The sequence below is a fragment of the Mycobacterium sp. NGS49 genome (genome assembly GCF_059812565.1).
The window spans coordinates 1-10,787 of record NZ_JCALCX010000070.1; the positions used below are offsets into that span (position 1 = coordinate 1).

At 68.2% G+C, this 10,787-nt stretch carries 8 protein-coding genes, 1 pseudogene and 1 riboswitch; of the genes and pseudogenes, 5 read left to right on the forward strand and 4 right to left on the reverse strand.

What is annotated here, in order from left to right:
* Positions 1-992, forward strand: a pseudogene (locus tag AC5Y7D_RS30470) (PE family protein); the annotation flags it as partial.
* A gap of 9 nt (positions 993-1,001) precedes the next feature.
* On the opposite strand, the gene yhjD reads toward AC5Y7D_RS30470, so the two are convergent.
* Together yhjD and trpS are read right to left on the reverse strand one after the other, a co-directional pair.
* Positions 1,002-2,051, reverse strand: coding sequence for an inner membrane protein YhjD (yhjD, locus tag AC5Y7D_RS30475; protein WP_499929850.1), 1,050 nt, complete (start codon positions 2,049-2,051; stop codon positions 1,002-1,004).
* A 1-nt stretch (position 2,052) separates the two neighbouring features.
* Complete coding sequence (gene trpS, locus AC5Y7D_RS30480) at positions 2,053-3,072, reverse strand: tryptophan--tRNA ligase (protein WP_499929851.1); 1,020 nt, start codon at positions 3,070-3,072, stop codon at positions 2,053-2,055.
* A 250-nt stretch (positions 3,073-3,322) separates the two neighbouring features.
* Between trpS and ephH the strand changes: the two genes are divergently transcribed.
* From ephH to AC5Y7D_RS30500, 4 genes are all read left to right on the forward strand, one after another.
* The gene (gene ephH / locus AC5Y7D_RS30485) at positions 3,323-4,120 is read left to right on the forward strand and encodes an epoxide hydrolase EphH (protein ID WP_499929863.1); all 798 of its coding nucleotides are present in this window, start codon (positions 3,323-3,325) and stop codon (positions 4,118-4,120) included.
* Between the two features lie 73 nt (positions 4,121-4,193).
* A riboswitch (SAM riboswitch) is annotated at positions 4,194-4,312 on the forward strand.
* Between the two features lie 119 nt (positions 4,313-4,431).
* On the forward strand, positions 4,432-5,790 hold the full coding sequence (locus AC5Y7D_RS30490) for a bifunctional o-acetylhomoserine/o-acetylserine sulfhydrylase (protein ID WP_499929853.1): 1,359 nt from the start codon (positions 4,432-4,434) through the stop codon (positions 5,788-5,790).
* An 11-nt stretch (positions 5,791-5,801) separates the two neighbouring features.
* A complete protein-coding gene (gene metX / locus AC5Y7D_RS30495) occupies positions 5,802-6,941 on the forward strand; it encodes a homoserine O-acetyltransferase MetX (RefSeq protein ID WP_499929855.1) in 1,140 nt (379 codons plus the stop codon).
* Positions 6,938-7,669 (forward strand): class I SAM-dependent methyltransferase, encoded by a 732-nt coding sequence (locus tag AC5Y7D_RS30500; protein ID WP_499929857.1) that lies wholly within the window; start codon positions 6,938-6,940, stop codon positions 7,667-7,669. Before metX ends, AC5Y7D_RS30500 begins: the two co-directional genes overlap by 4 nt.
* A gap of 78 nt (positions 7,670-7,747) precedes the next feature.
* Here the strand turns inward: AC5Y7D_RS30500 and AC5Y7D_RS30505 are convergent, their stop codons facing one another.
* Together AC5Y7D_RS30505 and AC5Y7D_RS30510 are read right to left on the reverse strand one after the other, a co-directional pair.
* Entirely contained in the window at positions 7,748-8,944 is a 1,197-nt protein-coding gene (locus AC5Y7D_RS30505; protein ID WP_499929859.1) for a PPE family protein, read from the reverse strand.
* A gap of 697 nt (positions 8,945-9,641) precedes the next feature.
* A partial coding sequence (locus tag AC5Y7D_RS30510) for an FAD-dependent oxidoreductase (RefSeq protein WP_499929861.1) occupies positions 9,642-10,787 on the reverse strand: 1,146 nt, incomplete at its 5' end.

A 10,787-nucleotide genomic window follows, 5' to 3' on the forward strand; every position in this document is an offset into this window, starting at 1 on the left:
GCGGTGCCGGCGGGACCGCGGGCGTGGGCGGCAACGGAGCCAGCCAAGTCGGCGGATTCGGTCAAAGCGGGGATGGCGGCTCAGGCGGCCAGGGCGGTTCTGCCGACGCGACCGGAACCAACGGCGACGGCGGTAATGGCGGCAGGGGCGCGGATGGACTGGCTGGTGCCTACCCCGGCTCCAGCGGCGGCAACGGCGGCAACGGCGGCAACGGCGGGGCGGCAGGAACCGGCGCCGGCAGCGCGGGCATTGACGGTGACGGCGGCAACGGCGGCAACGGCGGTACCGGGTCGGCGGGTGCAACCGGGTCCGGAGGCCCGAGCCCCACACCGGGCGGGCAAGGCGGCGGCGGCGGCAACGGCGGCAACGGCGGCAACGCCGGCGGTAGCACCGGCAACAACGGTAACGGTGGCGATGGTGGCCAGGGCGGCGGCGGCGGCATCGGCGGCGGTGGCGGCGGCGGCTTTTTCAGCGGCGGTGACGGCGGACGCGCGGGCGACGGCGGAAATGGCGGCGCGGCCGGCACCGGGGGCACCGGCGGCACCGGCGGTACCGGCGGCGACGGCGGCAAGGGCGGCAGCGGCGCGAACGGCTCCGACGGCGGCGTGAGCGTCGGCGGCGGAAACGGTGGGCACGGCGGCGGCGGCGGTAATGCCGGCAACGGCGGCGCCGCCACCTCACCTGACGGCATCGCCGGCGCCGGCGGCAGCGGTGGTATCGGCGGAGCCGGCGGGAACGGCGGCACCAACAACGGGGCCGGCGGCGGAGCCGGCGGCGACGGCGGCACCGGCGGCGACGGCGGCGACGGCGGCATCGCCGGCGGCGCAGGGGGTGGGAACGGCGGGAATGGCGGAAACGGCGGTGACGGCGGCGACGGTGACGACGCACCCGGCGGCTCCGGCGGCTCCGGTGGCTTCGGCGGTCTGGGCGCCACACCTGGGGGCGCCGATGGCGACGACGGTGAAGCCGGCAACAACGGCATCAACAGCTGACTTCAACCGTCAGCGGGGTTCCCGCCGGCGGACGAATCGCGAAACCGTCAGCGCCCCAACGGCTCCGGCCGCCATTGCGGCCACCGTCTGCTTGGGGCGCAACCCCTCGTCCACCACGATCCGTGGGCTGATCACCGCGGGCGGCGGCGGGTCGACCTGCTTGTCGCGCGGGTCCTCCGGGGCTGCCGTCGCTGCCCAGGCGGTGGCGAACAACAGCAGTGACCACGTCACGAACGCGAAGACCATCAGCCCCAGAACCGGCCCGAACGCCGCGCCGGCCGGGCTGCGGACCACGGTCTGCAGGTAGAACGAACCCACCTGCTTGAACACCTCGAATCCCAGGCCCGCCATCAACCCGGCCCGCACCGAGGTGCTGAAGCGCACCGACGCCCGCGGCAACCTGGCGATCATCCAGGTGAACAGCAACCAGGACACCAGCACCGAGACCACTATCGACACGCCCCGGAAGATCTCGTCGAACACCGAATAGTCAGGTATGTGAAGCCATTTCAGCACGGCGGCCATCGGCCTGGCCTGACCCAGCGCGCTCAGCGAAAGGGTGGCCGTGAGCACCAGGAAGGTGCCGGCCATGGCGGCCAGATCGGACAACTTGGTGCGCACGTACCCGTCGGGCTCGACGTGTTGTTCCCACATCTCGCTCAAGGCTTCGCGCAGGTGCCACATCCAGCCCAGACCCGCCCACAGTGCGGTGGCCATCCCGATCACCCCGACCGACGCACGCGCGTCGACCGCCGAATTGATCAGATCCACCAACTGCTGCCCCAGCTCGCCCGATACCACCGACCGGATGCGGCCGTCGATGGTGTTGAGCAGCTCCGGCCGGCTCGCCAGGGCGTATCCAGCGGCCGCGAAACCCACCATCAGCAAAGGAAATATCGAGAAGATCGTGTAGTACGTGAGGCCCGCCGCGAAGAAGGTGCCCTTCTGCTTGGCGAAGCGTGAGTATGCCCTCACCAGGTGATCCAGCCACGGGTGGCGGCTCCGCACCCGGTCGACAATGCCCGGCCCGGACTGCTCTTGCTGGCCCTTCGGTGTCAAGTCATTGCCTTCGCGGAAGGAAGCCCAACCGGTCGTAGACCCGCTGCAGGGTTTTGCCGGCGACATCGTTGGCGTGCTGCGCGCCGGTGGCGAGCACCGTCTCCAGCTCGGTGAGGTCGGCCGTCAGCTCCTCCACCCGGGCCTTGATCGGGCTGATGTATTCGACGACGGCGTCGGCGGTGTCCTTCTTGAGGTCGCCGTAACCGCGCCCGGCGTAGCCCTCGACCAGGGTGTCGATGGCGACGCCGGTGACCGCCGATTGGATGCTCAACAGGTTCGACACCCCGGCTTTGGCCACCGGGTCATAGCGGATCTCGCGTTCGCTGTCGGTGACCGCCGAGCGAATCTTCTTGGCGGAGCGGGCCGGATCGTCGAGCAGGCTGATCAGCCCGGCGTCGGTGGACGCCGACTTGCTCATCTTCGACGTGGGGTCCTGCAGGTCGTAGATCTTGGCGGTGACCTTGGGGATCAGCACGTCGGGAACCACAAAGGTGTCGGGGAAGCGACTGTTGAAGCGCTGGGCGATGTCGCGCGCCAACTCCAGGTGCTGGCGCTGGTCCTCCCCCACCGGCACCAGGTCGGTGTCGTAGGCCAGCACGTCCGCGGCCTGCAGCACCGGGTAGGTGAACAGGCCGACGGTGGTGGAATCGGCGCCCTGCTTGATCGACTTGTCCTTGAACTGCGTCATGCGCGAGGCCTGACCGAAGCCGGTGAAGCAGCCCAACACCCAGGCCAGCTGGCTGTGTGCGGGTACGTGGCTCTGCACGAAGATCGTGGCGCTGCCGGGGTCGATGCCCAGTGCCAGGTATTGGGCGGCGGTGATCAGGGTGCGGCGCCGCAGCGCTTCCGGGTCCTGCGGGATGGTGATGGCGTGCAGGTCGACGACGCAGAAGAACGCCTCGTATCCGTCCTGCAGCCCCACCCACTGGGCGACCGCGCCCAGCGCGTTGCCGAGGTGAAGCGAGTCCGAGGTGGGCTGCACACCGGAGAAGATCCGGCGGGTTGGGGTAGGGGTGCTCATGATGCCCCGATCTTTTCACGGCGCCCGCACGGCCCGAACGTGAAGCCAGCGTCACGTTCGACGTCGAGAGTGAAGCCAGCTTCACGCTCGGCGAGGCGGACACGAGCGACCACGGCCAGGGGCAGCTTGCGGTACCGGCGGTACCGCATTTACTGTCGGATTCATGCGACGTCTGCGTAGACCGTCACCGGCGGGCGCCACCCGGGAGCCTATCCACCTCGGCCCCACAGACGGCTCGGCCGAGCCGGTGTTGCTGCTGCACCCGTTCCTGATGTCTCAGACGGTATGGGAGGTGGTCGCCCGCCAGCTGGCCGACACCGGCCGCTACGAGGTATTCGCACCGACCATGGCCAGTCACAACGGAGGTCCGCGCGCCGGCACGTGGTTCCTGTCGTCGTCGGTGCTGGCCGACCACGTCGAACGGCAGATGGACGAACTCGGCTGGGAAACCGCGCACATTGTCGGCAATTCGCTGGGTGGGTGGGTCGCGTTCGAGTTGGAACGACGCGGGCGCGCACGCAGCGTCACCGGAATCGCCCCGGCCGGCGGCTGGACGCGGTGGAGCCCGGCCAAGTTCGAGGTGATCGCCAAATTCATCCTGGGCATTCCGTTGCTGGTGTTCGCCTGGTTGTTCGGGCCGCGGGTGTTGCGCCTGCCGTTCAGCCGGCCGTTGGCCACCTACGCGATCAGCGCGAAACCCGAAGGGGTCAGCGAGCGCGAACTCAGCGTCATCATCGACGACGTCGCCCACTGTCCGGCCTACTTCCAGCTCTTGCTCAAGGCGCTGATGATGCCCGGGCTGCAGGAACTCGCGGAGAACGCCGTCCCGGCCCACCTGGTGATCTGCACCAAAGACCGGATCGTCCCCTCGCCCCGGTTCAGCAAGCACTTCCGCCACCATCTGCCCGACGACCACCAGTTCAGCGTGCTGGAGGACGTCGGCCATGTGCCCATGTTCGAGGCACCGGGACGTGTCACCGAAGTGATCCTGGAATTCCTCGAGGAAGTCTCGCCACCGGTGCAAGCTCTCGAACCACCCGCCGGCTGACCCGGCGCCGCAGACACGTCGGCGGCGCTGCCGAATTGGCAGGGAACAACCGCCATACGATAAGCTGCGAATCGGTCATGAGCGCCAGCGTCAAGCCCCGGCTTGCTGGCCGGCAACCCTCCAACCGCGGTGGGGTGCCCCGGGTGATGACCAGGTTGAGTAGTCCCAGCGGCTACGCGGCAAGCGCGGGTCCGCCGTCAACGGACCCCTGAGCTGACAGGGAACGTGATGCGCATCTTCCTGACTCATACGGCTCTGTCCGCTGTGCCTTTCTTTGCTAACCGCCGTTTCCAGAGCAGAAAGCGACCAGAGTGAGTTCCGAGAACAACAACGACAACGATCCGACCGCGCAGTGGTCGTTTGAGACCAAGCAGATTCACGCCGGCCAGCGGCCGGACCCGACGACCAACGCGCGTGCCCTGCCGATCTACCAGACCACGTCGTACACGTTCGACAACGTCGCGCACGCCGCGGCGCTGTTCTCGCTGGCCGAACCGGGCAACATCTACACCAGGATCGGCAACCCGACCACCGACGTGGTCGAGCAGCGCATCGCCGCCCTCGAGGGTGGGGTGGCCGCGTTGTTCCTCTCCTCGGGCCAGGCGGCCGAAACTTTCGCGATCCTCAATGTCGCCGGCTCCGGTGACCACATCGTGTCCAGCCCACGCCTGTACGGCGGCACCTACAACCTGTTCCACTATTCGCTGGCCAAACTCGGCATCGAGGTCAGCTTCGTGGAAGACCCGGACGACCTCGACTCCTGGCAGGCCGAAGTCCGGCCCAACACCAAGGCGTTCTTCGCCGAGACCATCTCGAACCCGCAGATCGACATCCTCGACACCCCCGGGGTATCCGAGGTCGCGCACCGCAACGGGGTGCCGCTGATCGTCGACAACACCATCGCCACGCCCTACCTGATCCAGCCGCTGGCCCAGGGCGCCGACGTGGTGATCCACTCGGCCACCAAGTACCTGGGCGGGCACGGCTCGGCCATCGCCGGGGTGATCGTCGACGGCGGCACCTTCGACTGGACTCAGGGCCGCTTCCCCGGCTTCACCACCCCCGACCCCAGTTACCACGGCGTGGTGTACGCGGAGCTGGGACCGCCCGCGTTCGCGCTCAAGGCCCGCGTGCAGCTCCTGCGCGACCTGGGCTCGGCGGCGTCGCCGTTCAATGCGTTCCTGGTGGCCCAGGGTCTGGAGACGCTCAGCCTGCGGATCGAGCGGCATGTGGCCAACGCGCAGCGGGTCGCCGAGTTCCTGGAAGCCCGCGCGGACGTGCTGTCGGTCAACTACGCGGGGCTGCCCAGCTCCCCGTGGCACGAGCGGGCGAAGCGGCTGGCGCCCAAGGGCACCGGCGCCGTACTGGCCTTCGAGCTGGCCGGGGGGGTGGAGGCCGGCAAGGCTTTCGTCGACGCGCTGCGGTTGCACAGCCACGTCGCCAACATCGGGGACGTGCGCTCGCTGGTGATCCACCCGGCGTCGACCACCCACGCTCAGCTCAGCCCGGCCGAACAGCTGGCCACCGGGGTCACTCCCGGCCTGGTGCGGCTGGCTGTCGGCATCGAGGGGATCGATGACATCCTGGCCGACCTGGAGCTTGGTTTTGCTGCGGCCGGGGTATATAGCGCCTCTAAGACGAGCGATCCGCAGACCGTGGCGGCCTTCTGAGGAGACCTGAGATGACGATCTCCGACGTGCCCACCCAGACGCTGCCCGGTGAGGGCGAAATCGGCGTCGTCGACATCGGCTCAATGCGGCTGGAAAGCGGTGCGGTGATCGACGATGTCCACATCGCCGTGCAGCGCTGGGGCGAGCTGTCGCCGGCACGCGACAACGTCGTCATGGTGCTGCACGCGCTGACCGGCGACTCGCACATCACCGGGCCGGCGGGCCCCGGGCACCCGACCCCGGGTTGGTGGGACGGGGTGGCCGGGCCCGGCGCACCCATCGACACCGACCGCTGGTGCGCGGTGGCCACCAACGTGCTCGGCGGTTGCCGCGGATCCACCGGGCCCAGTTCACTGGCCCGCGACGGAAAGCCTTACGGCTCAAGGTTTCCCCAGATCACCGTGCGCGACCAGGTGGAGGCCGACCTCGCCGCGCTGGCCGCACTGGGAATAACCCAGGTGGCCGCGGTCGTTGGCGGGTCCATGGGGGGTGCCCGGGCTCTGGAGTGGATGGTCGGTCACCCGGAACGGGTGCGGGCCGGGCTGCTGCTGGCGGTCGGTGCCCGCGCCACCGGCGATCAGCTCGGCACCCAGACCACGCAGATCGCAGCCATCAAGGCCGATCCGAACTGGCAGGGCGGCGACTACTACGAAACCGGGCGCTCACCCGATGACGGGTTGCGGATCGCGCGCCGCATCGCGCACCTGACCTACCGGGGTGAGGTCGAACTCGACCGCCGTTTCGGCAACGACCCGCAGGGCGGCGAGGACCCGACGGCCGGCGGCCGCTATGCGGTGCAGAGTTATTTGGAGCACCAGGGCGACAAGCTGCTGGCCCGCTTCGATGCAGGCAGCTACGTGGCCCTGACCGAGGCGCTCAACAGCCACGACGTCGGTCGCGGCCGCGGGGGGCTGCACGCGGCGCTGACCAGGTGCCCGGTCCCGGCCGTGGTCGGCGGGGTGAGCTCCGACCGGCTCTACCCGTTGCGCCTGCAGGACGAGCTGGCCGAGCTGCTGCCGGGTTGCGCCGGGGTGCGGGTGGTCAAGTCGGTCTGCGGGCACGACGGCTTCCTGGTGGAATCCGATGCCGTGGGCGTGCTGATCCGCGAGACCCTCGACCTGGCTCAGGCGCAAGGCGCGTGTCCGCGGTGACTCGCTCCAGGCGTGACCGCTCCCTGTCGTTCGGTTCGGCGGCGGCCGCCTACGAGCGTGGCCGCCCGACCTATCCCCCCGACGCCATCGACTGGTTGCTGCCGGCCGGCGCGCGCCAGGTGCTCGACCTCGGTGCGGGCACCGGCAAGCTGACCACCCGCCTGGTCGAACGCGGACTGGACGTGGTGGCCGTCGATCCGGTTCCCGAAATGCTTGAAGTGCTGACGGCCTCGCTGCCCGATACCCGGGCGCTGCTCGGGACTGCCGAAGAGATTCCGTTGCCAGACAACAGCGTCGACGCGGTACTGGTGGCCCAGGCATGGCACTGGGTGGACCCGGCCCGCGCGATTCCGGAGGTGGCGCGGGTCCTGCGACCGGGCGGACGGCTGGGCCTGGTGTGGAACACCCGCGACGAACGGCTGGGCTGGGTGCGCGAGCTCGGTGAGATCATCGGCCGCGACGACGATCCGCTGCGGGACCGCGCGACGCTGCCCGAACCGTTCGCCGACGTGCAACGCCACCAGGTGGAGTGGACGAATTATCTTACGCCGCAGGCCCTTATTGATCTGGTGGCCTCGCGGACGTACTGCATCAACTCCCCCGCCGAGGTACGCAGCCAGACCCTGGACAAGGTCCGCGAGTTGCTGGCCACCCACCCCGCGCTGGCGAACTCGGCCGGGTTGGCGCTGCCGTACGTCACGGTGTGTGTACGGGCAACGCTGTCCTGAGTTGCCGCGCACCGGCCCGGCGGTTTCAGCCGCGCGGTGGGCATCGGGTGCCCTGGCTCGCCACCGTGCGGTCTCCGGCTATCCGCCTGAGAGCGGGCGCGACATGACACTGAGCCTGACCCCGTATCGGGGTACCACGCCGCCGCGCCCAGTTGCCGTCATCGGCATCCCGGGAAACCCGGGAGCCCCGGCTGCAGCGGCTTCGACGGTTGGCAAGGTCGTCATCGGGGTGGCTTCAAAGGCCTTGACTGTGCTCGCCGCCGGCGCAGCCCAGGTGGGTGGCACCGACATCTGCCCGATCGAACCGGCGCCGCGGAAAGCCGCTGCTACCTCCCCCAACCCCGACTCTAGGGCACCAGCTTGGCCCAAGGCTGCGAACGGCAGCGGACCGAGCTCGCCCGGCACGGCCTCCGCCACGGCAGCGCCGACGTCAGGCAGTAGGCCCAGGTTCTGCTCGGCGCCGATCAGCCCGGTACCCATTGAGGTGATGTTCTGTATCGAATTGATCGTCGCGTAGAACGCCAAGAGGCCATCCATGATCGTGAAATCGTCCGCAAGGAAGGAGGGGAAGGGTATCGCGTTGATCAGCTCCCCGATCGCATACAGCGGAGCTGCAAGTTCCGGCACGAACGGTGCGATCGCCATCGCCAGCTCTTCCACCAGAGTCCCAAGCCAGTTGGCGCCGACGCCGACCATAGTGGCCGCGTTGGCTGCGCCAGCGCTCTGCGCCTGCAAACCTGCAGGATTGGCGACACGTTGCGGCGAGTAGAAGGGCGTCAACACAGTCGCGGCAGCCGAGGCCTGGCCGTAATTGACCATTGCGCCGGTGTCCGTTGCCCACATCTCCGAGTAGAGAGCCTCGTTGGCAGCGATCGCCGACGTGTTCTGCCCGAAGAAGTTCGTCGCGATCAGCGACGCAAGCTCCGCGCGATTGGCCGCGACAACCGGCGGCGGCACCGTCATCGCGAATGCCTCCTCGAACGCGATGGCTGCCGCCGAAGCCTGCGCCGCGGCCTGTCCCGCCAGCGCCGCGGTCGTCTTGAGCCACTCGATGTAGGGCAGTACAGCGGCCACCATCAATCCCGCCGTCGGGCCCTGCCATTGCCAGGTGGCCAGGTCCGTGACCACCGATCCATAGGTCTCGGCCGCCGAGTGCAATCCCGCACTCACCTCGTACCAACTCACCGAGGCCGCCCACATCGAGGTAGAACCCGGCCCGGTGTACATCCGCGCTGAATTGACCTCCGGCGGCAGCATCGCAAAATTCATCAGCATTATTGATGTCTCCTTAACCAACTCCCGCGACGCCCCTGGCACGGGTGGACTTAGGCATTACCCGGCGGGCACAGTGCTTCCAGCACTGTGCCGCGCCACCGAATTGCTTGTGTGACTAGGAAATTGGGCGACTACTACACCCAGAGATGCCCCTCTTGATTCGTACGGCCGACTGGCCGAGCGGGAACCAGGAGCCGGTACATCCACGAATTGGCTTTCCAGCGTGGGAATAGCCGCATCCAACACTGGTGCAGCCACCAGCCAGCGCAACCCGCACCCCAGGCGATGATCGGCATGGCATAAACTCCCCTACTGCAATAATGTCTTCCGTAATGATTTTGGAATCGTATTCGGGGAGGGATTGCCTCGCCACCGAGAGAGGCCGCATGTGAATGACAAGACAGCTGGCCCAAGGAGGTGACCTGGATCACCTTCCAAGCCAGCACGGAGACACCCGCCGCCGAGAACGCTCACACCGTCTGCGCCACGTGGAATCTCCACCGCGTCGCGCTCTCACCACTACTGCGCGACCGGCAACTCCGGACACCGCGTGATGTAGTCGGGGCTACCGACCTTGAACCGGGCCGCGGTGCGTCGAGATGGGAAAATCGCACGATGGGCTGATTAGCACTGCGCGGCGGCGTGCCCAGCCGACCCGGCGCTGGCGTACTCCGTCGGGGGTCGGTGCTGCCTTACGTCACGGTGTGTGTACGGGCAAGGCTTGCCTGATCTCCGCCCCGGCGGCCCGGCGGTTCCAGAGCCATTGGTCCACCCGGCGAAGAAACGCGAAAGGCAACGGATCGCGAATCTCGATCTGCGCGCGGCCACTCGCCTTCGTGTCTGCCAAGATCGCCTGCGCAGCAAGATAACCCGAGCTGGCCGCCTTCTCCATGGTGGGAACGAAGAAGGTGAGATCGGTCGAGTAGGTGGCCTCACCGGCGAGGTAGAGGTTGGGCACCTCGGTGCAAACGCGCGGCGATCGCTTGCGGGCGCCCGGCATCAGAATGGTCAGCGGCGACAGATTCACCATCCGCCGGCCCGCCGCCGGCGGATAGGCGAGATGCGGTGGCAGCGTGGCCGCCCGGTAGTCGGACTCGCTTACGTGCTCCAGCTCGTAGTCGATCCGCCACCCAGAGATCTCCGACCCGTCCAGCCCGCATTGCGCCAGGCATTCGGCCAGAATCTCCTCCGGACTGCACTCGCTCAACGGACGGTGAAAGATTCGGCCCGGTTTGTCGACATCGCTCCAGGTCATCGACAGCACGTACTTTGTTCCCTCCGGGAGCCGCACGTTGCGCCAGAAGCCCTCGCCCTGGATGACGCAGACCAGCGACCACTCGCTGTCGACATGGCTCGCCGGGACTCCGGGCCGCATGAAGGAGGGCCAGGATGCCGGGATGTCGCGCAGGAAGCACTGGATTCCGTTGGACGACTCCAGTGCGATGGCGTGCGACTCTGCTAGGTGCGGAATACGTTGCGCGACATGCTCTTTGCTGGCCATCTGACACAGTGTCAGGTACGGCAGCGCGAGAATCGCGTAGTCGCAAGGGATCCGGCGGCCGTCGGCCGATACCAGGGCCGAGGCCCGGCCGCGCTCGAACTCGACATCGTCAACGCGCAGGTCGAAGCATACGTCGACGCCCAGCCCCCGCAGGTACCGTATCCAGGGCTCGACCATGCGTTCGCTGGTCGGACCGTCCATCATCATGATCGACGGCAGTTCGGTATCGCTCAAGGCAGCCGGGCGGCTCGTCAGATGGAACAGCGCCTTGAGAATGATGGGCGCGATCGCCGCCGCCTCGGCACCTGGGCGCGCCGCGACGAAGATCCGCGGCAACGCGGA